Origin of the sequence: Micromonospora sp. NPDC005205, assembly GCF_040608275.1 — a bacterium.
Classification (GTDB): domain Bacteria; phylum Actinomycetota; class Actinomycetes; order Mycobacteriales; family Micromonosporaceae; genus Micromonospora.
Genome location: NZ_JBEXHV010000003.1, coordinates 97464 through 120624, shown reverse-complemented (window position 1 = coordinate 120624; position 23161 = coordinate 97464). Strand labels below are relative to the sequence as shown.

General features: G+C 72.5%; 17 protein-coding genes. 11 read left to right on the top strand and 6 right to left on the bottom strand.

Annotated features, from left to right (window positions below):
* Window positions 1-245: 245 nt before the first annotated feature.
* Window positions 246-1202: an ECF subfamily RNA polymerase sigma factor, BldN family gene (locus ABZU43_RS07880; protein ID WP_355005757.1), complete on the bottom strand. Its 957-nt coding sequence runs from the start codon at window positions 1200-1202 to the stop codon at window positions 246-248.
* A gap of 587 nt (window positions 1203-1789) precedes the next feature.
* On the opposite strand from ABZU43_RS07880, the gene ABZU43_RS07875 reads away from it, so the two are divergent.
* Genes ABZU43_RS07875 through ABZU43_RS07865 form a run of 3 tightly spaced genes read left to right on the top strand, consistent with a single transcriptional unit; the run spans window position 1790 to window position 4324 of the window.
* Entirely contained in the window at window positions 1790-3397 is a 1608-nt protein-coding gene (locus ABZU43_RS07875; RefSeq protein WP_355005756.1) for an AMP-binding protein, read from the top strand.
* Complete coding sequence (locus ABZU43_RS07870) at window positions 3387-3641, top strand: glutaredoxin family protein (RefSeq protein ID WP_030490173.1); 255 nt, start codon at window positions 3387-3389, stop codon at window positions 3639-3641. Before ABZU43_RS07875 ends, ABZU43_RS07870 begins: the two co-directional genes overlap by 11 nt.
* Window positions 3642-3661: 20 nt before the next feature.
* Window positions 3662-4324: an HAD hydrolase-like protein gene (locus tag ABZU43_RS07865; RefSeq protein WP_355005755.1), complete on the top strand. Its 663-nt coding sequence runs from the start codon at window positions 3662-3664 to the stop codon at window positions 4322-4324.
* Here ABZU43_RS07865 and ABZU43_RS07860 read toward each other — a convergent pair.
* Complete coding sequence (locus ABZU43_RS07860) at window positions 4305-4958, bottom strand: response regulator transcription factor (RefSeq protein ID WP_030329744.1); 654 nt, start codon at window positions 4956-4958, stop codon at window positions 4305-4307. The genes ABZU43_RS07865 and ABZU43_RS07860 overlap by 20 nt on opposite strands.
* Before the next feature lie 156 nt (window positions 4959-5114).
* Window positions 5115-6419, bottom strand: coding sequence for a sensor histidine kinase (locus ABZU43_RS07855; RefSeq protein WP_355005754.1), 1305 nt, complete (start codon window positions 6417-6419; stop codon window positions 5115-5117).
* A 473-nt stretch (window positions 6420-6892) separates the two neighbouring features.
* Here ABZU43_RS07855 and ABZU43_RS07850 point away from each other — a divergent pair, with 473 nt between their 5' ends.
* From ABZU43_RS07850 to ABZU43_RS07825, 6 genes are all read left to right on the top strand, one after another.
* A complete protein-coding gene (locus tag ABZU43_RS07850) occupies window positions 6893-7663 on the top strand; it encodes a redox-sensing transcriptional repressor Rex (RefSeq protein WP_355005753.1) in 771 nt (256 codons plus the stop codon).
* The gene (locus ABZU43_RS07845) at window positions 7660-9057 is read left to right on the top strand and encodes a glutamyl-tRNA reductase (protein WP_355005752.1); all 1398 of its coding nucleotides are present in this window, start codon (window positions 7660-7662) and stop codon (window positions 9055-9057) included. Before ABZU43_RS07850 ends, ABZU43_RS07845 begins: the two co-directional genes overlap by 4 nt.
* Complete coding sequence (gene hemC / locus ABZU43_RS07840; protein ID WP_355005751.1) at window positions 9054-10022, top strand: hydroxymethylbilane synthase; 969 nt, start codon at window positions 9054-9056, stop codon at window positions 10020-10022. Before ABZU43_RS07845 ends, hemC begins: the two co-directional genes overlap by 4 nt.
* Entirely contained in the window at window positions 10019-11599 is a 1581-nt protein-coding gene (locus ABZU43_RS07835) for a uroporphyrinogen-III synthase (protein ID WP_355005750.1), read from the top strand. Before hemC ends, ABZU43_RS07835 begins: the two co-directional genes overlap by 4 nt.
* Window positions 11600-11619: 20 nt before the next feature.
* On the top strand, window positions 11620-12603 hold the full coding sequence (gene hemB / locus ABZU43_RS07830; RefSeq protein ID WP_355005749.1) for a porphobilinogen synthase: 984 nt from the start codon (window positions 11620-11622) through the stop codon (window positions 12601-12603).
* A 652-nt stretch (window positions 12604-13255) separates the two neighbouring features.
* Window positions 13256-13744: a helix-turn-helix transcriptional regulator gene (locus ABZU43_RS07825; protein ID WP_355005748.1), complete on the top strand. Its 489-nt coding sequence runs from the start codon at window positions 13256-13258 to the stop codon at window positions 13742-13744.
* A gap of 69 nt (window positions 13745-13813) precedes the next feature.
* On the opposite strand, the gene ABZU43_RS07820 is transcribed toward ABZU43_RS07825, so the two are convergent.
* The 3 genes from ABZU43_RS07820 to ABZU43_RS07810 all read right to left on the bottom strand — a co-directional run bounded on the left by ABZU43_RS07820 (window position 13814) and on the right by ABZU43_RS07810 (window position 19818).
* Window positions 13814-17092, bottom strand: coding sequence for a lamin tail domain-containing protein (locus ABZU43_RS07820; protein WP_355005747.1), 3279 nt, complete (start codon window positions 17090-17092; stop codon window positions 13814-13816).
* A gap of 92 nt (window positions 17093-17184) precedes the next feature.
* Window positions 17185-18201, bottom strand: a complete 1017-nt coding sequence (locus ABZU43_RS07815) for a GNAT family N-acetyltransferase (protein WP_355006076.1) — start codon at window positions 18199-18201, stop codon at window positions 17185-17187.
* Window positions 18202-18276: 75 nt separating this feature from the next.
* Window positions 18277-19818, bottom strand: a complete 1542-nt coding sequence (locus tag ABZU43_RS07810; protein ID WP_355005746.1) for a lytic murein transglycosylase — start codon at window positions 19816-19818, stop codon at window positions 18277-18279.
* A 37-nt stretch (window positions 19819-19855) separates the two neighbouring features.
* Here ABZU43_RS07810 and ABZU43_RS07805 point away from each other — a divergent pair, with 37 nt between their 5' ends.
* Both ABZU43_RS07805 and ABZU43_RS07800 read left to right on the top strand, forming a co-directional pair.
* Window positions 19856-20071: a zinc ribbon domain-containing protein gene (locus tag ABZU43_RS07805; protein WP_112670364.1), complete on the top strand. Its 216-nt coding sequence runs from the start codon at window positions 19856-19858 to the stop codon at window positions 20069-20071.
* 151 nt (window positions 20072-20222) lie between these two features.
* Complete coding sequence (locus tag ABZU43_RS07800; protein ID WP_355005745.1) at window positions 20223-23063, top strand: NB-ARC domain-containing protein; 2841 nt, start codon at window positions 20223-20225, stop codon at window positions 23061-23063.
* Window positions 23064-23161 lie beyond the last annotated feature (98 nt).

Genomic DNA, 23161 nt, shown 5'->3' with positions numbered 1-23161 from the left:
GTTGCCAGCGACCGGGCGGCAGTGTGACACCACGGAGGTGAGGTGCCGCCGGCATGCCGGTCGGACCTCGGTGACCCGGGCCTGCCGGGACATCCACCGGTCGCACCCGGAGAAACGCGGCGGACCGGGCACGGGTTACGGGCCGGGCGGGGCGGAAATTACAGAAAGTGATGGTCATCACCGGGCGGGACCGACTTTGAGCTGCGCAGACGTTGATCGACGTCCGTCGGTCCCGCCGTAACAAACTACGGCTGGAAGCCGTCGGGCAGCAGCCGGGCCAGGGCGCGGACGGCGCGGTACTGGAGGGCCTTGATGGCTCCCTCGTTCTTGCCCATCGCGCGGGCCGTCTCGGCGACCGAGAAGCCCTGGAGGAAGCGGAGCACGATGCACTCCTGCTGCTCCGGGTTGAGCTGCTTGACAGCGGTGAGGAGCGCGACGTTGGTGATGTGCTCCACCACCGCCGCCTCCGGGCTGCCCTCCGGGCCCCGGTCCTCCCGGTCGGCGTCGAGCACGTCGCCGGTGGTGACCTCCAGCCGGTACCGGCCCGACTTGAAGTGGTCCGCGACGAGGTTACGGGCGATCGTCACCAGCCAGGCGCCGAGGTCGCGGCCCTGCCAGGTGAAGCTGCCGATCCGCTTGAGCGCGCGCAGGAAGGTGTCCGAGGTGAGGTCCTCGGCGAGTTGCCGGTTGCCGACCCGGAAGTAGACGAACCGGAAGACGGTGTCCACGTAGCGGTCGTAGATCAGACCGAACGCCTCGGACTCACCGGCCTGGGCCCGCTCGATCAGCGTCCAGACCTCGGTCGCCGGGTCGGACGGGTCCGGGCGGCTCGGGAAACCGGTCGGGGTGGTCGCGGTGGTGGCCGGCACCGCCGGGATCACCGCTGTCTCGCCCGCCGCCGGGTCGGTGGTGACCGCCGGTGTGTCGCTTACCCGACGACCCTGCACAGGCATCGTGGGTCGCGGCGGTACGGCGACCCGGCCGCCGGCCGGCTTCGCGTTTCCACCGGGCACCGCGGGTCGCGGCGGTGGCTCGTTGTGGTGTGGCCGGCTGCGGATCCGCTGCGCCGCGCCGTCACCCCGCACGGCGCCGCCGTGCTGTTCGTCGGACGGGGCACGGGCCGCGGGCCGCTCGTTGACGTGGGAGCGGGCGGGTTGACCGGTCAGGCCGACCGGACGTTCCGCGTATCCGAAGGTGGTCATCGCGTCGCCCCCGTCCCGTCGGTCGCCGGGCGGGCGGGTCTGGGTCTCGTCGGGGCGGACCGGCCGGGTGACCGGTCGGGCAGGACGGTCACGGGAGTTGCCGACGCGCGGCAATTCCCGTGGAGGTGCTGGTCCAATGCGCTCACAGGCACGGGGGCCTCCTCGGGCTGAGGGGTGTCGACTCACGGCAAATGGGGTGAGCCGACCCGAGTGATGATAGGGCCAACGTCACCCGCGCGTGGCAAGTCCGTTACACAAGGCGGAAGTATTTCCCGCTCCGTCGCACCGGTGGCGGACCGGTTGTCCGTCGTGTGCGATTGACTTTCCGTCGGCTCGGTGTTCCAGGATGGATCCCCAGGTCGGAGGCTTTCCGCCCGTTCGGCTGACCCACCGCGCCGGCCGGCCGGACGGGGGCGGCCGAACCGCCCTTGGTCAGCGTCGCACGTCCCATCGACAGGACCTGATCTGATCGCCGGTGGCACACCGGACAGTCCCGTACATGGGACTGTCGCGGTGTCGTCCTCCGGGCGTGGCGCACCACCATCGGGCGTGGCCCGCCCGGGCCCGCTGTGCCAGACTCGATCACCGTGCAGGACGCCTCGGAAAGCCCCGCGCCGAACCTCGCCGACCGGGTCCGCCGGGCGGCTCTCGACAGCGCCGACCGGCCCGCGCTGCACTGGCGTGAACACACAGTGAGCTGGTCCGAACTGGACACCGCTGTGGACGCCGCCGCCCGCGGCCTGTCCGCCGCCGCGCCACCCACCGATCCCGGCGGTACGCCGCCACGCGTCGCCATCGCGCTGCCCAACACACCGGACTTCGTGATCGCCTGGCTCGGCGCCCTCCGCGCCGGGCTGGTCACCGTGCCGGTCAACCCCGGCCTCACCGCCCCGGAGCTACGGCACGTGCTCGCCGACTCCGGCGCGTCGGTGCTCATCGCCACAGACCACGTTCGAGGCCTGGTCGCCGACGTGGCCGCCGAACTGCCCGCGCTCGCCTCGGTGCACGGCACGCCACCGACCGCCGACACGTCCGGACCAGCACCCCGCCCGCGACGCGGCGGCACCGACCTGGCTGTCCTGCTCTACACCTCCGGCACCGAGGGACGACCCAAGGGGGCGATGCTCTCGCACCAGGCCCTGCTCGCCAACCACGAACAGGTCGCCGGGATCGAGCCGCCGGTGGTCGGGCCGACCGACACCGTTCTCCTGGCGTTGCCGCTGTTCCACGCGTACGGGCTCAACTCGGGGCTCGGCGCGGTCGTGCACCACGGCGCGACGGGTGTGCTGCTCGACGAGCCAGGCCCGACGGCGGGGCTGGACGAGGTCGCGCGGCACCGGGTCAGCGTGCTGGTCGGCGTACCGTCGATGTTCCTGACCTGGGCCGGCGCGGCCACGGCCCGCGCGGCGACCGCGTCGGTGCGGGTGGCGGTCTGCGGCGCGGCACCGCTCGAACCCGCTGTCGCGGCGCGCTTCACCGAGGTCACCGGGCATCAGGTCCACATCGGGTACGGCCTCACCGAGACCGCGCCGGTGCTCACCTCCACCCTGGTCGGCGGCGTGGCCAAGCCGGGTTCGATCGGCCGGCCGCTGCCCGGGGTGCGGCTGCGCCTGGTCGGCGCCGACGGGACGGACCTGTGGCGGGACGGGCTGGCCGTCCCCGACGACGACCCCGACGAGCTGGACATCTCCGACGTGGCTCCGGGCACCGACCCGGGGCAGATCGTGGTGTCCGGCCCGAACCTCTTCACCGGCTACTGGCCCGACGGTCGGGGCGGCCCGGACGCCGATGGTTGGTGGGGCACCGGTGACATCGCGTACGCCGACGAGGACGGTGACCTCTTCCTGGTCGACCGGCTCGGCGAGTTGATCCTGGTCAACGGGTTCAACGTCTACCCGCACGAGGTCGAGCTGGTGCTCGCCGGGCACCCCGGGGTGGTCGAGTCGGCGGTACTGGGTGTGCCACACCCGCGGACCGGCGAGACTGTGCGGGCGTACGTGGTGCCGGTGCAGGGCCGACCGGTGACCAGCGAGGAACTGCTCGCCCACTGCGCCCGGAACCTGGCCCGGTTCAAGTGCCCGACCGCTGTCGAGTTCGTCGACGCCCTGCCGCACTCGGCGATCGGCAAGGTACGCAAGACCCAACTCCGGTCGGCGCCGCCGACCGACCGCACGGAGGTAACCGATGGCCAGTGACGCCCGACTCGCCCTGATCACCCGACCCGGCTGCCACCTGTGCGACGACGCCAAGGCGGCGCTCGACCGGGTGGTCGCGGTCACCGGCGACAAGTGGGTCGAGTGGGACGTCACCGGCGACGAGGGGCTGGAGCGGGAGTACGGGGACCGGCTACCGGTGGTCATGCTCGACGGCAAGGAGCACGGCTACTGGCGGGTCGAGGAGGACCGGCTGCTGCGGGACCTGACCACGCCGCAGCTCTGAGGAGTGCCTATGGTGCTCGGATGACCTCCGCGCACCCGCACCTCGTCTGGGACTGGAACGGCACCCTGCTCAACGACCTCAGCCTGGTGGTGTCCGCCACCAACGTCGTGTTCGCGAGCCTGGGTGGGCCGACTGTCACATCGGACGAGCACCGGGTGCGGTTCCGCAGGCCGATCGCCGAGTACTACGCCGACGTGCTCGGGCAGGCAGTGGACGACGACGAGTTCGGTCGCCTGGACAAGATCTTCCACGACGCGTACCGCACCGGGTTGACCACCTGTGAGCTGGCCGCCGACGCACGCGGCGCGATGGCCTCCTGGCCGGGCACCCAGAGCCTGCTCTCCATGTGGTTTCACGAGGAACTGGTCCCGACCGTGCACACGTACGGTCTGACCAGCCACTTCACCCGCGTTGACGGGCTGCGGGCCACGGTCGGCGGCGGCTACAAGGCCGAGTCGCTCCAGCTGCACCTGGCCGAACTGGGCGTGGACGGCGCCTCGGTGGTGCTGATCGGCGACTCCATCGACGACGCCGACGCGGCGCTCGCGGTCGGCGGCCGTGCCGTGCTCTACACCGGCGGGTTCACCGACCCGGGCCGGCTGCGCGCCTCCGGTCACCCGGTCGCCGACACCCTCACCGACGCGGTGGCCCTGGCCCGGGAGGTCAGTTCCGCAGGTAGGTGAGGACGGCCAGCACCCGCCGGTGCTGTTCGGTGTCCGGCGGCAGGGTGAGCTTGGTGAAGATGTTGCGCACGTGCTTCTCCACCGCGCCGTCGCTGACCACCAGGGCGCGCGCGATCGCGGTGTTCGAGCGCCCCTCGGCCATCAGAGCGAGCACCTCGCGCTCGCGGGGGGTCAGCTCCCGCAGCGGGTCGTCACGGCGGCGTCGGGCGAAGAGCTGACCGACCACCTCCGGGTCGAGCACCGTGCCGCCGCCCGCCACCCGGCGCAGCGCGTCCAGGAACTCGTCGATCGCGGCCACCCGGTCCTTGAGCAGGTAGCCGATCCCGCCGCCGGCGCCGCCGGTGGTCGCGAGCAGATCATCGGCGTACGAGACCTCGACGTACTGGGAGAGCACCAGGATCGGCGTACGCGGCACCAGCCGGCGGGCCTCCACCGCAGCCCGCAGCCCCTCGTCGGTGTGCGACGGGGGCATCCGGACGTCGACGATCGACACGTCGGGCCGGTGCTCGACCACCGCCTCGACCAGGGCGTCACCGTCCCCGACGGCGGCCACCACCTGGTGCCCACTCTCGGTCAGCAGCCGGACCAGCCCCTCCCGGAGCAGGACGGCGTCGTCGGCGATCACGATGCGCATGGCTGTGGTGTCTACCACGTCGCTCACCATCGCGGCGGCTTCCGGCGGCTCACGGCATCTTCTTGGTTCGCTCGCAGACCCGGCTCACTCCTCGCGCTCACAGCATCTTCTTGGTTCGCGACTGCGGGGCTCGCAGACCCGGCTCACTCCTCGCGCTCACAGCGGCAGCTCGGCGCGGATCTCGGTGGGGCCACCGGTCGGGCTGGCCACCATCAGTTCGCCACCCGCGGCCCGGACCCGGTCGGCGATGCCGGCCAACCCGTGCCCCTTCGCCAGGTGCGCGCCGCCCTGCCCGTCGTCGCCCACCCACACCTGCAGGTGGGAGCCCTGCCGGGTCACCGTCACAGTGGCCTCGGTGGCCCGGCTGTGCTTGGCGACGTTCGTCAGCGCCTCGGATACCACGAAGTACGCGGTGTTCTCCACCGCCGGGTCGAGCCGCCCGGCCGGGGTGCCGAGCTGCGGGTCCACCTGGAGCTCGATCGGGATCAGCCCGCGGCCGGCGATCGCGGCCAGGGCGCTGGGCAGGCCCCGGTCGACCAGGATCGGCGGGGCGATGCCCCGGGACAACGCCCGCAGCTCGGCAAGCGTGTCCCGGGTCTGGCTGACCGCCTCGTCGATGGTCTTGCCGGCCGCGTCCGGGTCCGAGGCGAGCTGCATCCGGGCCCGGCTGAGGTCCATCGCCAGCCGGACCAGGCGCTGCTGGGGACCGTCGTGGATGTCACGCTCCAACCGGCGCAGCGCGGAGGCCTCGGCGGACACGGCGGCCCGCTTCTGCTCCTCCAGCACTGTGATCCGGTCGCGCATCTCGGCCACCCCGGTCAGCATGGCCTTTGCGAAACTCGCCTGGAGCAGTGCGCAGCCCCGCACCACGATCGGCAGGGTGATCAGGAAGAACACCCCGAGCGCGGTGTTCAGCCCGATCCGGGCGGTGGTCGAGTCGCCCAGGCCGAGGATCTGCGCCAGATCCTGGTCACCCTCACCGGACGGGTGGGGGATGGCCCAGTCGTAGGCCCAGTAGAGCGAGCCAGCGATCGCCGCGGCCCACCAGGACAACGTGACCACGAAGGTGCCCACCGCTGCGATCGACCGCAGGATGCCGTGCGCCAGGTCGAGCCAGGACTGGGCGTCCCGGATCGGCACGAAGATCCGACGCCAGGCGTTCGCGCCCGCCTCGGGCAGCCGGTAGTTCGGCCGGATCCGGGGCTGCCGGAGCACAGCGGCCATCCGCAGCCGCTCGATGTCGGCCAGGCCACGGGCGGCGTACAGCGTTCCGCTGAGGATCGGCAGGCCGATCACCGTGACGACCAGGCCGACGCCCACCGACAGGCCGACGACGAGGACGATGAAGCTGGTCAGCCCCAGGGGCAGGCCGAGCAGCACGTACCCGGAGTCGACGAAGAGCTGGCGGGGAATGCTCGGTGCCAGCGGCGGTCGGGCGCTGGTGGCGGCAACGGCGGTCATGCTCAAAGGCTAGGCATGTGACCTCGCCGACCCCATCCCGAAACCCCGCCTCTCCGCCGTAGTGCTACCCCCACCCCACCCCGCCCCACCCCGCCCTTTGGCGTCGATCTTGCAGTTTGTGTTGGTGAATTGCCCCTGAATGGGCGAGAAGCGAGAGCAGTAAGTGCAAGATCGCGGGGCGTGGCGGTGGACCCGGGCCAGGGCCGGCGCGGGATTGGTCAGAGAAGTCGGGATTGAGCAATAATCGCCCGGGCGGTGAGCGGACCAGGCCGTTCAATCGATCTTGTGGAATGGAGGGGCTGGTGAGGTCGCGCCACGCAGCGACAAGATCGCGATTTGTGCACGTCTTCACAAGCGCCTACGCTGTGACTCCGACGCGCCCTGCTAGCACAGCCGGCAATCTCGGTCGCCAGCGGGAGTCCACAAACGGCCGACCAGCGGAGTTGGCCGAGGATCGCACCGCACGGAGTCTCATGAGTCAGCACCGTCACCCAGGCGCGCCCGGCAGCGCCGGTGCCGTACCGGCGCTCCCGGATCTGCCCGAGGCGACCGTCGCTCGGCTCCCGGAGTACCTGCGCGCGCTGCACAACCTCGCCGACACCGGGCACGAGACGGTCTCCAGCGAGGGTCTCTCCGCCGCCGCCGGGGTCAACTCCGCCAAGCTCCGCAAAGACCTTTCCCACCTCGGCTCGTACGGCACACGGGGCGTCGGCTACGACGTCGCGCTGCTGATCGAGCAGATCGAATATGTGCTCGGGCTCACCCAACGTCGGGCGGTCGCCCTGGTCGGCGTGGGTAATCTCGGTCACGCTCTGGCCGGCTACGACGGCTTCGCCAGCCGGGGCTTCCGGATCGCCGCACTGCTCGACGCCGATCGCTCACGGGTCGGTGAGGAGATCAACGGCCTGGTGGTCAGGCATGTTGACGACCTGCCGACGGTCGCCGCGGAGGAATCCCTCGCGATCGGCGTGATCGCCACCCCGGCCGCCGCCGCCCAGCAGGTCGCCGACCAACTGGTCGCCGTCGGCGTGACGAGCATCCTCAACTTCGCGCCGTGCGTACTCTCGGTTCCGGAGGGGGTCGACGTGCGCAAGGTCGACCTCGCCATCGAGCTGCAGATTCTGTCCTTCCACGAGCACCGCAAGGCGTCGCTGACCGCGCTGCCCGCAACCGGCGGGTCCGCTCTCACGGCCCTGCCGGGCGGGTTCGCGGCCACCGATACCCAGGAGGCGATAGGCACGTGAAACTGCTCGTCGTCGGCGCGTCCTATCGGACCGCCCCGGTCGCCACGCTGGAGCAGCTGGCCGTGCCCCCCGCCGACCTGACCCGCACACTGGACCGCCTGGTAGCCCAGCCGTACGTGGCCGAGGCGGTGATCGTCTCCACCTGCAACCGGGTGGAGGTCTACGCCGCCGTGTCCGGTTTCCACGGTGGGCTCGGCGACGTCTGCGCCGTGCTGGCCGAGCAGGCCGGCAGCTCGCCGACCGCGCTCGCCAGCCACCTGTACGTGCACTACGACACAGCGGCCGTGGACCACGTCTTCCGGGTCGCCACCGGTCTGGACTCGATGGTGGTGGGCGAGGCGCAGATCCTCGGCCAGCTGCGTGACGCGTACCACTGGGCCACCGGCGCCGACTCGGCCGGCCGGCTGCTGCACGAGCTGATGCAGCAGGCGTTGCGGGTCGGCAAGCGGGCCCACGCCGAGACCGGCATCGACCGGGCCGGCCAGAGCGTCGTCACCGCCGCCCTGGAGCTGGCCGCCGGGCACCTCGACGGCGACCTCGTCGGCCACCCGGCCCTGGTGGTCGGCGCCGGTGCGATGGGTTCGCTCGGGGTGGCCACGCTGTCCCGGCTGGGCGCCGGGCCGCTCACCGTCAGCAACCGGGGCGCCGACCGGGCCGTCCGGCTCGCCGAGTCGTACGGGGCGAGTGCCGCGCCGATGACCGAGCTGGCCGACACCCTCTCCACAGTGGACATCGTAGTGGCCGCCACCGCGTCCACCGAACCGGTCCTCACCCGGTCGGTGGTTACCGCGGCGCTGGCCGAACGCGACAGGTCCCGGGGCCCGTTGGTCCTGCTCGACCTTGCCGTTCCGCGCGACGTCGAGGAGGGCGTCGCCGAGCTGCCCGGCGTCGAGGTGATCGACATCGACCGGATGGCGGCACTGCTCGCCGACGGTCCGGCGGCTGCCGACGCCGCAGCCGTCGAACGCATCGTCCTCGGCGAGGTGGAGGGCTTCCTCACCTGGCTGCGCGGTGCCGACGTGGCACCCACGGTGGCCGCGCTGCGCGGCCGGGCCGACGACGTGGTCACCGCCGAGCTGCGCCGACTGGCCCAGCGTCGCCCCGACCTCGGCGACGACCTGCGGGCCGAGGTGGCCCGCACGGTGCACCGGGTCGTGCAGCGGCTGCTTCACCAGCCCACAGTCAAGGTCCGCCAGTTGGCCGCGGAGCCCGGCGGCGACCAGTACGCGGCACTGCTGCGCGAGCTGTTCGACCTCGAGGTGCCGCAGACCTCGCCGGTGGACACCGTCCCGGACGTGCTGACCCCCGACCTCGGCATGGCGCTCCCCGGCACCGACCCGTTGTCCGGAGCCGACGCCGCCGAGCCCACCCCACCCAGCGGAGGTGCGCGATGACCGCCCCACTGCGCCTCGGCACCCGGGGCAGCGCCCTGGCGATGGCCCAGTCCGGCCAGGTCGCCGAGGCGTTGACCGTCGCCACCGGTCGCCCCGTCGAGCTGGTCGAGGTGGTCACCGCAGGCGACCGCTCCAACGCGCCGGTGCACCGGCTGGGCGTCGGGGTGTTCGTCTCCGCACTGCGTGACGCGCTGACCGCCGGGACGATCGACTTCGCGGTGCACTCGTACAAGGACCTGCCCACGGCCGCCGCCGGTGGGCTGCACATCGCGGCGGTGCCGGCCCGGCAGGACCCGCGCGACGCGTTGGTGGCCCGCGAAGGCCGAACGCTCGCCGAATTGCCGCCCGGGGCCACTGTGGGCACCGGCGCGCTGCGTCGGATCGCCCAGTTGCACGCCCTCGGCCTGCAACTGGAGGTCACCCCGATCCGCGGCAACGTCGACACCCGCCTGGGGCGGGTGCTCGGCCCCGAAGCCGATCTCGACGCCGTCGTCCTGGCACGGGCCGGTCTGGCCCGACTTGGCCGACTCGACGTGATCACCGAGTCGCTGGACCCGATGCTCATGCTGCCCGCTCCCGCTCAGGGCGCGTTGGCCGTGGAGTGCCGGGTCGACGACCGGGACCTGGTCGAGCTGCTCGCCGTGCTCGACCACGCACCGTCGCGTTCCGCGGTCACCGCGGAACGTGCGTTTCTGGCAACCCTGGAGGCCGGGTGCAGCGCACCCGTCGCCGCCTATGCCGAACTCGCCGAAGGCGAGACCGGCGATGAGATCTACCTGCGCGGGGCGGTGATCAGCCCGGACGGCACTCGTGACCTCCGGCTGTCCCGCACCGGAACGCCCGCCGACGCGGCGGAGATCGGTAAGGCACTCGCCGCCGAACTCCTCGACCTCGGCGCCGACTCGATCCTCGGCCACGAAGGACACACCGGCCCGGGGACCCAGCAATTTGGGAGCACAGAATGACCCGCACCCGTAAGCCCGTCGGCCGTATCGCGTTCGTCGGGGCTGGCCCCGGTGACCCGGGCCTGCTGACCCGTCGGGCCCACGACGCCCTGGTCGACGCAGACCAGGTGATCTACGACCGGGGAGTCCCGGAGTCGTTGCTCGCCGTTGTGCGCGCCGAGGCCTCCGCTGATGCCGAGTTCACCCCGGCCGAGGGCGCGCCGGGGGACGTGGCGAAGGTGCTCATCTCCGCGGCCCGCTCCGGGCTGAACGCGGTGCACCTGGTCGCCGGCGACCCGTTCGGGCACGACTCGGTGGTCAAGGAGGTGCAGGCGGTGGCCCGCACCGCCGCCCACTTCGAGGTGGTGCCCGGCGTCGGCCAGGCCGAGGGTGTGGCCACCTACGCCGGGGTCCCGCTGCCGGGTGTGCGTACGGCCGCCGACGTCGAGGACGTCAGCGTGCTGGACTTCGAGGCACTGGCCACGGCCGTCGGCCGGGGTTCGCTCGCGCTCGCCGTGGACGCCGGTGACCTCGCCGCCGTCCGGGACGGGCTGCTCGCCGCCGGGGTCGACGGCACCACCGGCGTCGGCGTGACCGGCGACGGCACCGGCGAGACCCAGTACACGACCACGTCGACAGTGGACAGCTTCGTGGCCGCCGCGCTCGGCTTCACCGGCCGGGTGGTGCTCACCGTCGGTGTCGGCGTGGGGCAGCGCGACAAGCTGAGCTGGTGGGAGAACCGCCCGCTGTACGGCTGGAAGGTGCTCGTACCCCGGACCAAGGAGCAGGCCGGCGCGATGAGCGCTCGACTGCGCGCGTACGGGGCCATTCCGTGCGAGGTGCCGACGATCGCGGTCGAGCCGCCGCGTACCCCGGCGCAGATGGAGCGGGCGGTCAAGGGCCTTGTCGACGGCCGGTACGCCTGGGTGATCTTCACGTCGGTGAACGCGGTCCGCGCGGTCTGGGAGAAGTTCGCCGAGCACGGCCTCGACGCCCGGCACTTCGGCGGCGTCAAGATCGCCTGCATCGGTGAGGCCACCGCGGACTCGGTCCGCGCGTTCGGCATCCAGCCGGAGCTGATCCCCGCCGGGGAGCAGTCCTCGGAGGGCCTGCTGGCCGAGTTCTCGCCGCACGACGAGATCCTCGACCCGGTGGGCCGGGTGCTGCTGCCGCGCGCCGACATCGCCACCGAGACGCTCGCCGCCGGGCTCACCGAGCGCGGCTGGGAGGTCGACGACGTGACCGCGTACCGGACGGTGCGGGCCGCTCCGCCGCCCGCCGAGATCCGCGACGCGATCAAGTCGGGCGGGTTCGACGCGGTGCTCTTCACCTCGTCCTCCACCGTGCGCAACCTGGTCGGCATCGCCGGGAAGCCGCACGCCCGGACCGTTGTTGCCGTCATTGGGCCCAAGACGGCGGAGACCGCGACGGAGTTCGGCCTGCGCGTCGACGTCCAGCCGCCGCACGCCTCGGTGCCCGACCTGGTGGAGGCGCTTGCCGCCTACGCCGTCGAACTGCGGGAGAAGCTGGCCGCCATGCCGGCCAAGCAGCGCCGTGGCTCGAAGGTGCAGGGCCCGACCGCTCTGCGCTTCCGGTAGTCGTTCGAGGAGGGCCTGCCATGTCGTACCCCGAGATCCGGCCCCGCCGGCTGCGCCGCAACCCGGCGGTCCGCCGGCTGGTGTCAGAGACCCGGGTCGACCCGGCCGAGCTTGTCGTGCCGATGTTCGTCAAGGAGGGGCTGACCGAGCCCCGCGCCATCGGGTCGCTCCCGGGGGTGCTCCAGCACTCCCGGGACTCGCTCCGCAAGGCGGCGGCCGAGGCGGTCCAGGCCGGTGTCGGCGGGATCATGCTCTTCGGCGTGCCGGAGCAGCGGGACCCGACCGGCTCCGGCGGCATCGACCCGAACGGCATCCTCAACGTCGCCATCCGCGACGTGGTGGCCGAGGTGGGCGACGCCACAGTGGTGATGAGTGACCTGTGCCTCGACGAGTTCACCTCGCACGGGCACTGTGGGCTGCTCACCCCCGACGGTGAGGTCGACAACGACTCGACCCTGGCCGCGTACGCCGACATGGCGGTGGCCCAGGCCGCCGCCGGGGTCGGCATGGTCGGGCCGTCCGGGATGATGGACGGCCAGGTCGGCGTGGTACGCCGGGCCCTCGACGCCGCCGGGCACCAGGACGTCTCCGTGCTGGCGTACGCGGTGAAGTACGCCTCCGCCTTCTACGGCCCGTTCCGGGAGGCGGTGGAGTCGGCGCTGGAGGGCGACCGGCGTACCTACCAGCAGGACCCGGCCAATCTGCGTGAGTCGCTGCGCGAGGTCGCGTTGGACGTGGCCGAGGGCGCCGACCTGGTGATGGTCAAGCCGGCGCTGCCCTACCTCGACGTGGTGTCGGCGGTGCGGGCCGCGGTGGACGTCCCGGTCGCCGCCTATCAGGTCTCCGGCGAGTACGCGATGGTCGAGGCGGCCGCCGCGAACGGCTGGATCGACCGCGAGCGGGTGATGCTGGAGACGCTCACCTCGATCAAGCGGGCCGGTGCGCAGGTCATCCTCACCTACTGGGCCGTGGAGGCCGCTGGCCTGCTCCGCCAGCGCTACTGAGCGGCCCGTCCGCGGCCGTCCTCTCCCGCTGTGCGCCGATCGTGGCGCGCCGGTGGACCTTGACGCGGCCGTGACCGCTGGGGCCCGGCTCGCGCGGGGTCCAGTTCTTGTCAGCCGGATCCCGGCTCCCGACTGTGCCGTGTTCGGGCTCCTGACCGCAGCGGGTGCGGGCTCCTGACCGCGGCGCATCCCGGCTCCTGACCGCGGCGCATCCCGGCTCCTGACTGTGCGGATCGCTGGCTCCGATGTCTCCACGACTGCCTTTGCTCTGCACCCGCGGATGCGCCGGCCACGGTCTTTAGGCCGGCGCTGACCAGGATGGCGCGTATCAGCAGGGACAAAGCGTGTCGGGGGTGGCGCACGAGAGGGGCCGTCGGGGTGGCGCGCTTCAGAGGGGCCGTCGGGGTGGCGCGCTTCAGAAGGGCCGTCGGGGTGGCGCGTATCAGGGTGCAGAGCAAAGGGGATAGGTCGGGGATTGCCTCCCCGCTCCGTCGCGCGGACGACGTGCTGCTCAAAGCCCACGACTTCGTCGCCTGAGCGGAAGCCACCCTCGCCACGATGACGGATGTCCCGTTGTCCACAGGTCCTTCCGTTGTCCACAGGCCAGCCGAACGGGACTGCGAGAAACGGGGCGAGCCGGGACGGTGGAGGCATGGACGACCTACCGAGCGAGCCCTCCGACACCCTATGGCCGGTCGTTGGCATCGTCCGGGCGGTCCGTCGCCACGCCGACCTCAGCCAACGTGAGCTGGCCCGACGGGCAGGGGTGCACCACGCCACCATCGGCCGCATCGAGGGCGGTCGGACTGTTCCGAGCATCGAGCTGCTCTGCCGGATCATCGACGTCGTCGGGTGTCGGCTGGCCGTCGTCGACGACCTCGGCCGGGTGCTCAAGCCGATGCGGGACTGGGAAGACACGCGTGACGGCGCGGGGCGCCGCTACCCGACGCACCTGGACACCATTCTCGACCCGAAGCCGGGAGAGTGGTGGGCGGACATCTACGGGCTGGCCCGCCCACCCGAGACGTTCTACCGCAACCGGCAGGTCCGTGACGCAATGCGTCGGCGAAGCCAATGGGAGGTGCGGGTAGCCAAGCACCGCGGCGATCCACCACCGCCACAGCGCTGGCGGTACGACTGACCGGCAGAACGGACGACGGCCCGCCGCCCCCGGGCGGGGTTCGGCGGGCCGTCGACGACCACTTCAGAATCAGTCGTCGTTGGTGATCGTTCCGGTCGCGAGTGGATCAGCCAGCCGCAGACCGGGCACGCCGGCCACCAGCAACGTCAACTTCTCGTCCGCCTCCCGCTTGCGGTCACCGCGCACCGACACCGGGAACGCCACCGACGTCTGCCCGGCGGCCAACACCTTGCAGCCGGCGTACGGGTCGAAGTCCGAGCCCACCTGCGCCGTGAGGCCGACGGTCGCGGCGCAGAGCAGCACCGACTGGGACAGCGGCCGAGACACGGTCGCGGTGAAGGTGAGCTGCCGGGTGCCCTGATTGCCCTCGGCCACCGCCGAGTCGGCCACTGTCAACGACGCCCGGGACCGGAACCGCGCCACCTGCGGGTCGTGGTCACTGGAACCTCGCGACCCGTCACCGGCGAACTCCGCCGGCCAGTCGGCGTTGATGTGCGCCGCCCGCACCTGCACCAGGTCGCTGTGGAGCGCGTCGTTGACGAACAGGTGGTCGAGAGTCTGAGCGTGCCCCTCGAAGCTGTACGAGTAGGCCGAGGCCGGCGCGTCCGCGACGAGGTCGTCCCACAGGTTGCGCAGGCCCGCCTCGTAGAGCGGGGCGAGCTGGTCCGACGGCGTGGGCTGCTCTCCGGTCGCGATGGGATCGTCCGGGCGGGGGAAGACGTTCAGGTCCCCGCCGTAGACCACCCGGGCGGTCTGGTCGGCCTCCTCGATCGCGGTGACGATCGCCGCACCGTAACGCGCCTGCTCACGCCGCTGCCCGACCCGGCTGTCCGGGCCGGACGAGTAGTGGTTGCTGAGCGCGTACAGGGTGAACCGCTCGGTCGAGCCGGGCGCCGCCGCCACGCTGAACTTGCCCAGCTGCGGAGCACGGGTGAAGACGTTGCTGCCGTCCCGACCGGTCGAGGTGTCCACGTCCGCCGGCAGCACCGCGTTGAGGGCCTTCGGGTTCTGCACGTCGGCGTTGGTCGGCAGCCCCGCAGCCCGGTACTGAACGGTCGGTGTCGTCCCCAGCAGGGGGTCCGCCGCCGTCGCGTCCGCCAGCGACACCCGGTCCGTGCGGTAAAGGAAGGCCGCGGTGATACCGCGAGCGTCCGCGCCGGTCCGGTCATAGGCGGCGGCGTACGCGGGCCCACCGGCCGCCGCCACCGCGAGCGCCAACTCCTGGATGCTGTCCGGGGCGCCATCGGCGTTGTTGGTGTCGCCGCAGCTCAGCGCCGCCCCGGAGATCGTGCAGATGTCCTGGTCCTCGGCCTCCTGCACCAGGATCAGGTCCGGTGCGTGCAGGTCCTTGACGATCTGATCGGCGAGGGCGGCCAGTTGCTCGCGGTATTCCGCCTCGCTGGCCGGGACGTAGTCGAACGGCGGGGAGACCCCCACGCAGCCGGCGTTACCGGCGAAGTCGCAGCCGTCGAACGGGTCGTCGCGGTAGTCGTACAGGTTCTCCACGTTGTAGGTGGCCACGGCCACCTCCTGCGACCGGTCGGCCGGCTTGGGCGGGTTGTTCTTCGACGGGTCGGCCCCGGCGGCGAACTCCGCCCGCTCGACCTGGACGCCGTACTTCTCGAACGAGTAGTAGACCCCGCCCACCGCGTCCGCCCGCAACGTGTCGAAGGTGTGCGCCGGCGGGAGCAGCGCGGCGCTGTCCCCGGCGGTGGCCTTCACGCCCATGCTGCCCAGCAGCGTCCGCTGGCCGTTGCCGTCGTCGAAGCGGCGGGTCGGGTCGTTGTCCAGCGGGTGCGAGTCACGGAAGACCCGCCGGGAGTACGGATCGGCGCGGTCCAGCAGCGGGTCGTCGCGGTCGACCACCCACAGCTCCGCGTCGGCGGTGGAGGAGAAGACGTCCCGGCCGCTCACCGCGCCGCTGCCCGCGCGTACCCGCATCCGGGAGCCCTCGTGCCGCTCCCAGAAGCGCTGCGCGTCCGTCAGCACGGCCGGCGGCACCGCGTCGGCCACCGCGACCGCGGTGTCCACGACCAGCCCGCCGCCGATCAGGCGGACCAGCGACGCGCCGGAGAGCTGGGTGAAGTTGTAGTACTCCGACACCCGGGCCCGCAGCACGACCTCGTCGCCGACCGTCGGCACGTAACCGCCGATCAGCGAGGTGAACGTACCCATGAACACGAAGATGCCGTCGGAGCTGGTCGGATCGCCGTCGGTGTCACCAACGCGGCTCTGCAGGAAGAAGCCGTGCTGCTCCGCTCCGGCCGAGGTGCGGGCGAGGGTCAACTGGGTGATCACGCCGCGTACGTCGTACAGGGCGCTGCTCGTGCCGTTGCCGCTCGCCGGTGCGAGCGGTGACCGGTCGCTCGGACCGGCCTCGGTGTCGGTGGTCGGACCCTGCACCTCTCCGACGGTCAGCTCCCGGGTCACCTGCACCGCCAGCGCGCAACTCGCGGTGCCACCGCCCGCGTCGGTCGTGGTCACTGTGACGGTGTACGCCCCGGCGGCGAGGTCGGCGCTCACACCGACCGTGGCGCGGGCGGTGCCGCCCACCCCGTCGGCGGGGGTGAACGCGGTACGGGTGATCGAGCCGGAGGTCGGGCTCGGGCTGATCGCGGTCACCGCCAGGTCGACGATCGTGTCGTCGGGGTCGGCGGCGGTCACCTCGCGGCTCGCGGCAGTGCCGGCGGCGGTGACCAGCGGCCCGCCGCAGGTCAGCGTGGCGGGCACGTCGACCGGGCCGCCGCCGTCCACTGTGTGCGCGCCCAGCCCGTCGAAGGTGTCGACGGGGAATCCGGCCCACTGTGCGGCGGGGTCGAACGCGTCCGACGGGTCGGTGTCACCGGCGGCCACGCTCGCCAGCCGGCGCAGGGTGTTGTCCGCGGTGCTGGTGACGCCAGCGCCCCACTCGGTGCCCGGGTCGACGCCCACCTGGCCGATCGAGTCGAGCACTGCGGTGCCCCGGCGCAGCACTATCGCGTCGTCACCGTTGAAGAGGCTCGCCCCGGTGGTCTGGTCAGCCTGGGCGAGGATGGCGGCCCCGGCCGAGGCGCTGGCGAACACGAACGCGTCACCGGCCGCCACACTGCCGGTCAGGGCGATAGTGGTGGCCGTGGTGGAGCCGTTGAAGTAGAGCTGCAACTGGTAGCCACCGGCCGCCAGGTCGACGGCGGCGCCCGTGCCGTTGAACAGCTCGATCGCCTTGTTGTTCGACGAACCCTCGACGTACTCCGAGATGAACAGGTCGGTGGGCGCGGCGCTGGCCGCGGTGGGTGCGACGCCGAGCGCCGTGACTGTCACGGCGGCGGTGGCGGTCGCGAGCACGGCGAATGAGCGGCGCGGGCGCATAGGGCCTCCACGATGGGTGGATGGGGGTCAACGCACGTTAAGGTGCGCGACTGTCCACCGTCCATCCCCTATTGGACAGTTTCGTGAATTTCTCAGCGCGGTGGATCGAGGCGGTGCACCAGCTCAGCGACGTCGACGCTGTATTCGCACCAGTCCCGGTCGGGGCGGTAGCCCAGCTCAGCGTTGACCTTCAACATCGCCTCGTTGGCCTGCGCGTTCCAGGTCTGCACCTCGATCAGCTCCGGCTCGGCGGAGCGCAACTCCAGCAGCATCCGCGCCTTGATCGCCCGATCGATGCCGTAGCCCCGGTGATCCTGCGCGACGATCGTGTCGTACTGGTCGGCGCGGGTCGGGTGCTGCGCCGGCACCACCACCTCGGTCAGACCGGCCACCTCGCCGCTCTGCTCGTGCCGGGCGAGCACGATGTACGGCTTCATGCCCCGCCGGTGCAGCGTGTCGAGGCTGTCCCGCAGTCGCTCCGGGTCGTAGGAGCTGGGGCGCAGCTCACCGTCGTCGACGTCGCGAACCTCGGCCTTGGCCCGCGCGTACGCCTCGATCAGGTCGTCCGGCGGCCCGCCCGGGAAGAACTCCAACTGGTAGCCCGCCCCGATGCCGGTGGCCATCTCGGCCAACTCGGCCCAGTCCACCGCCGTCAGGTCGAGCACGCTGCGCGTCTCCACGTACTCCCTGGTGAAGCCGAGCGACTCGTAGAACCCAACCGCCGGCGTGTCGCCGACAACCTCGACCCCGATCGACTGGAAACCCTCCTGGTAGACCCGGCGCGCGGCGCGCAGCACCAGGTCACGGCCGAGGCCGGTGCGCCGCGCGGACGGGTGCACCAGCACCTCGAGCACGCCGATGTCACCCAGAAGGAGTACGTGCACCTGGCCGATCACAGCGCCCGTGTCGCCCGGATCCGTCGGCTCGGCCTGGGCGATCCAGGAGATCCGCCGCTCGCCGGGCATCACCTCGGCGAGGTACTCCCGCAGCGAAGCCTCCCGCCAGGGCGGATCCTGCGGCAGATCGGCCGCCAGGACCGCGTTCAGCGTGGCCAACAGCGACGCGATCTCGGCGGACGACGCGGTCCTGGGGTCCCACTCGCGCACCATCACCCGTCTAGCTTGCCGCTAACAGAGGCCCGGGGGAAGTGTCCAGTTCTCCAACGTATCGAGACGATCACTTCACTACCGACTGGCCCGTCCGTACCGGTTCGCGGTGTCGTAGACGTCCTGGGCGTACCGCCGTACGTCGTTGTAGGAGAGGATCGCGTTCCACCAGTCGCCCGCGATGCTCAGGTTCCGGCCGCCCTTGCAGAGGTAGTTCCCCGCTGCCAGTGCCGCGTCGTCCAGGTCGTGCGGGTCCTTGACGCCGTCGTTGTCCGCGTCCGCGCCGATCTCCTGCCAGGTGGTCGGGATGAACTGCATCGGCCCGATGGCGCGGTCGAGGGTCGAGTTCCCGTCGAGCGCCCCACGGTCGGTGTCGATGATCCGCATCCGGCCGTCCTTGCCGTCCAGCGGCAGCCCGAAGATGTTGGGCACCGCCTTGCCGTCCTGCCCCAACTGGGCCCCGTTGGTCGACCCGTGATCCGATTCGACCTTTCCGATCGCGGCCAGCGTGGTCCAGCTCAGCGCACAGCTGCGGTTGGTCTGGGCGAGCACCAGTTCGGCGTAGCCGTACGCCTGCATGGCTACCGCCGGGACACCGACCTTGGCACCGACCTGCTGCGCCCAGCCGGCCAGGGCATCCGATGGTCGGCCACCGATCACCGACCCGGTCGGCAGCCCGTTGCCGGGCAACCCGCCGGAGGGCAGCGGAAGGGTCGGCAGTGGTCCGGTCGGCAGCGGCCCGGTGGGCAGCGGGCTGGTCGGCAGGCCGGACGGCATCCCAGGCGCTGCCACCCCGCTCGGCGCGGCCGAGGCGTCGACGGCGACCGGGCGCGGTGCACGGATCGTGGCCGGTACGAGCAGCGCTCCCACCGCGCCGGTCGCTGCCACCAGTGCCAGCAGGAAGACACCGGGCAGGGTCAGCCGACCACTCGGCCGGCGCGCCCACGCACGGGTCGCCTGCGTCGCTGCGGCTGCTGCCCGACGGGGCGGCAGCCGTACCGCGTGCGCGAACTGCACCCGCCGTCGGCGGGCCGGGTCGGACGCCGGCACGGCCGGGATCTCATCCACAGTGGTCTTCGCCGGATCTGCGGCGTCGGTCTTCGCGTCGTCGGCGGGCGCGTCGGCGCTCGACGCGCCGGCCGCCTTCGACGAGGCCGGGCCACTGGCGCTGCCGTCCGCCTCCGCGGCGTCGGCCTTCGCGTCCTTGGCCTCGGGGGTGTCGGCCTTACCGGCTTCGGCCTTCGCGTCCTTGGCCTTGCCCGTCTCGGCGTTGGATGCCGCGGCCAGGGGGTCGGCTGCGGGGCTTGCGGTCGGGACAGATTCGGCCGGGACCTCCGGGCCGGCGGCGCGCGAGTCCGGTTCGGACCCGGCGGAGTCGGCTGCGGAGGACTTCGCCGCTGGCGGAACCGCCGTGGCGACTGGTGGCGTGGTGGTCGCTGGCGTGCTCGGCGCGCCGGCGGAACGCCCGCTCAGCCAGGGGCGGCGGGGGCGGGGCACCTTGCGCGCCTGGTCGGGCGCGGCCCCGGAGCCTTCGAGCGGCCCGTCCAGCGGCGCGGCCGGTCGTAACGGTTGCACACGCGTGTCGTCCTCGCCGTCCACCACCTGTCGAGTATCACCCATGCTCCGCGAACCGTCAGATCCACGTACCCTGGGTGGCATGCCCCGGTACGAGTTCCGCTGCCGCGCCTGCGGCGACACCTTCGAGGTCAACCGTTCGATGGCGGCGGCCGGTGAGCCGGCCAGCTGCCCTCAGGGACACGCCGACACGGTCAAGCTTCTTTCCGCGGTCGCAGTCACCGGTCGCAGTGGTGGTGCCCCGGCACCCGCCGCTGGTGGTGGTGGTGGCTGCTGCGGCGGCGCCTGCGGCTGCTGATCGGGCCAATTCGCCGCCGCCTGGTGGGCCAGCCTTGTTCGGGAGCGGGTCCGAGTGGCACGTTGGCGGCACTTGCCCGGCCGTTCTCACGATGTGTGATCGTTCGGACTCAGGCAGCATGAACCCGACGTCACGGGCGGAGGTTCCTCGCATGTCGCCACGGATCCAGCTCCCGAGCGGTTGGGTGACCTTCGTATTCACTGATATCGAGGGCTCTACACGGCTGGCTCAGCTGCTCGGCCCGGACTACCGCCCGGTGCTCGCCGAGCATCGACGGCTGCTGCGCCGCACGCTGGCCAGCACCGGTGGCGCGGAGCTGCTGACCGAGGGCGACTCGTTCTTCCTGGCCTTCGAGGAAGCTTCCGCGGCGATGACCGCGTGCCTGACCGCTCAGCGGGCACTCTCCAGCCATGACTGGCCCACCCCCGAGGCCGCGCCCCGGGTGCGGATGGGCCTGCACACCGGCTATGCCGAGCCACGCGACGGCGAGTACGCCAGCGCCGAGGTGCACCGGGCCGCCCGGGTGGCGGCCGCCGCGCACGGCGGGCAGGTGCTCTGCACGGCGTCCACCGCCCGTCGGGCCGAGCCGATGCCGCCGGGTGCGACCCTGCTCGACCTGGGGCTGCACCGGCTACGCGGCTTTGACGACCGTGAACGGCTGTTCCAACTGGTCGCACCGGGTCTGGAGCGACAGTTCCCCCGGCCCCGCACCGCCGACGCGGTGGCGCACAACCTGCCCACCCAGGTCACCTCGTTCGTCGGCCGGCAGGCCGAGCGCATCGAGCTGAGCCTGCTGGTGCGTCAGAACCGCCTGGTCACCGTGCTGGGCGCCGGCGGCGCGGGCAAGACCCGGCTTGCGGTGGAGTTGGCCAGCGGAGTCGTCGAGGCCTACCCGGACGGGGTCTGGTTCGTCGACATCGCCTCGGTGACCGACCCGGGGTTGGTGGCGTTCGCCATCGCCGCCGTGCTCGGCCTGCGTCCCGAGCCCGGTCGGCCGATGCTGGACACCCTCGTCGAGTACGCGGCCGGCCGTCGGATGCTGGTCGTACTGGACACCTGTGACACCCAACCTGCCGCCTGCGCCGAGGTGATCGCGCGGCTGCTGTCCGGTGGAAGCGGCGTACGGGTGCTGGCCACCAGTCGCGAGTCGTTCAGCCTGCCCGGCGAGGTGGTGTGGCGGATTCCGCCGCTTTCTGTTGACCCGCGCGCGGACGGCGCGGAGAGCGACGCGGTGGCGCTGCTGCTGGACCGTACGGCGGCGGCCCGTGGTGGTCGGCAGCCGGACCCGGCCGAGTCCGCCGACCTGCGTCGGGTCGTGCAGCGGTTGGACGGCCTGCCGCTCGCCATCGAGCTGGCCGCCGCCCGGCTACGGGTGCTCTCGGTCGGTCAGCTCGCCGAGCGCCTGGACGACGTCCTCGGCACCCTGGACGCCGGCCGGGAGGACCCGGATCCGCCGCCGGTGGAGCGGGGCTGGTCCGGCAACCAGCAGGACACCGTGGACCTGGTCGCCGCAGCGGCCGGAGCGTCGCCACCCTCACCGGCCAGCCGAGCGGTGCAGCGCTCGGCCACCGAACGGCATCTGACCATGCAGGCCACCGTCACCTGGTCCTACCGGACGCTGGGGCCCCGGGCCGCCCGCCTGCTGCGGTGGCTGGCGGTCTTCGCCGGCCCGGTGGATCTGGCGACTGTGGAGTGGCTGCTGGGTGACGATCCGCTGGACCCGCTGTCGGTCCTGGTGGACAAGTCGATGGTGTTGGCCGAGCCGCGGGCCTCCGGCAGCACCTACCGGATGCTCGACCCCATCCGGGCGTACGCGGCGCGACGGCTGGCCGAGGCGGGCGAGGAGCAGGCCGCCCGGGACCGGCACGTGGCCTGGTCGGCCCACGCGTTGGACCGGGCCCACCTGGGCCAGGACGGCCGGCCGGTGACGCTGTCGCTGTATGCCCTCGATCCACTGGCCGGGGAGCTGCGCGCCGCGCTGCGGTGGTGCGCCACCGGCGGCAGCGCCCGTGCCGGGCTCGGCCTGGCGGGTGGGCTGGACCAGTGGTGGCTGGAGCGGGGCCTGGCCCGCGAGGGGCGGCTGTGGCTGTTCCGGCTGTACGGACGGATCGCGGAGACGGGGGAGCGGATCCCGGAGGCGGAGCTGGCGGCGGCGTACCACATGCATTCGCTGCATGCCAGCGCCGACGGTGAGTTCGCCGAGGAACTGCGCTTCTCCCAGCGGGCGGAGGCGGCGGCCCGGCAGGCCGGCGACGCCGGGTTGCTGGCTCGGGTGCTCGCCGGCCGGGCGGCACCGCTTGTCGACATGGGGCAGTTCGCCGAGGCCGAACGGGTGTGCCGGGAGGTCATCGACTGGGCGCACGGGCAGGACGTGGTCGGCGAGGCTCTGTTCGCGGTCTTCAGCCTGGCCGAGCTGCTGTGGCGGCGGGGTGCCCTGGAGGAGGCCGCGGAGCTGCTGGGCGCGGTGCGTCCGGTGGAGGCGGCCCGGCCCGTGGAGCGGGGACGGCGTTCGGTGGACATGCTGCTCGGCATGGTCGCGCTGGCCCGCGGCGACGTGATCGCCGCACACGAGCATCTGCTGGTGGCGTTGCGCTCCCGGATGGGTCACGGCTACCACGGGCGGGCGTGCGACACCTTGAACGCGGTAGCGGTGCGCTGCGCGATCGGCGGGGAGCGGTTGACCGCCGCCCGCCTGTTCGGAGCGGCGCAGGCCACCCGGGCGAGCATGCGGGCCACCCCCGGCATCTTCGGCGGTTACTGGGCCGAGCAGCAGGGGGAGTTGCGCGCGGTGCTGGGCGACGCGGCCTTCGACGACGCGTACGGCGAGGGTGCGGAGCTGGGGCTGGACGAGGCCGCGGCGCTGGCACTCGACGTGGAACACCCGGACCTGGCGGCGGACTCGACCCGCTTCAGCACCGGCCTGTCCCAACCAACCCCCCGCCGTCCCGCCGACCCCGACCGCCACCCAGCCACCCGAACCGAACGCGCCTAACCCCACCCGCCCAGCCCTGCCCTGCCTCGCCCCTGCCCTCCCTCGCCCCTGCCCTCCTCCCCCGGGCCCCGCGCCCTCGCGCCGGCCCCCGCGCCCCC

Coding starts and splice junctions, on each gene's coding strand:
- ABZU43_RS07850 (WP_355005753.1), top strand. CDS start 6,893: ATGAGTCAGCACCGTCACCCAGGCGCGCCCGGCAGCGCCGGTGCCGTA.
- ABZU43_RS07825 (WP_355005748.1), top strand. CDS start 13,256: ATGGACGACCTACCGAGCGAGCCCTCCGACACCCTATGGCCGGTCGTT.
- ABZU43_RS07835 (WP_355005750.1), top strand. CDS start 10,019: ATGACCCGCACCCGTAAGCCCGTCGGCCGTATCGCGTTCGTCGGGGCT.
- ABZU43_RS07865 (WP_355005755.1), top strand. CDS start 3,662: ATGACCTCCGCGCACCCGCACCTCGTCTGGGACTGGAACGGCACCCTG.
- ABZU43_RS07810 (WP_355005746.1), bottom strand. CDS start 19,818: ATGGGTGATACTCGACAGGTGGTGGACGGCGAGGACGACACGCGTGTG.
- ABZU43_RS07820 (WP_355005747.1), bottom strand. CDS start 17,092: ATGCGCCCGCGCCGCTCATTCGCCGTGCTCGCGACCGCCACCGCCGCC.
- hemC (WP_355005751.1), top strand. CDS start 9,054: ATGACCGCCCCACTGCGCCTCGGCACCCGGGGCAGCGCCCTGGCGATG.
- hemB (WP_355005749.1), top strand. CDS start 11,620: ATGTCGTACCCCGAGATCCGGCCCCGCCGGCTGCGCCGCAACCCGGCG.
- ABZU43_RS07815 (WP_355006076.1), bottom strand. CDS start 18,201: ATGGTGCGCGAGTGGGACCCCAGGACCGCGTCGTCCGCCGAGATCGCG.
- ABZU43_RS07860 (WP_030329744.1), bottom strand. CDS start 4,958: ATGCGCATCGTGATCGCCGACGACGCCGTCCTGCTCCGGGAGGGGCTG.
- ABZU43_RS07855 (WP_355005754.1), bottom strand. CDS start 6,419: ATGACCGCCGTTGCCGCCACCAGCGCCCGACCGCCGCTGGCACCGAGC.
- ABZU43_RS07880 (WP_355005757.1), bottom strand. CDS start 1,202: ATGACCACCTTCGGATACGCGGAACGTCCGGTCGGCCTGACCGGTCAA.
- ABZU43_RS07800 (WP_355005745.1), top strand. CDS start 20,223: ATGTCGCCACGGATCCAGCTCCCGAGCGGTTGGGTGACCTTCGTATTC.
- ABZU43_RS07870 (WP_030490173.1), top strand. CDS start 3,387: ATGGCCAGTGACGCCCGACTCGCCCTGATCACCCGACCCGGCTGCCAC.
- ABZU43_RS07805 (WP_112670364.1), top strand. CDS start 19,856: ATGCCCCGGTACGAGTTCCGCTGCCGCGCCTGCGGCGACACCTTCGAG.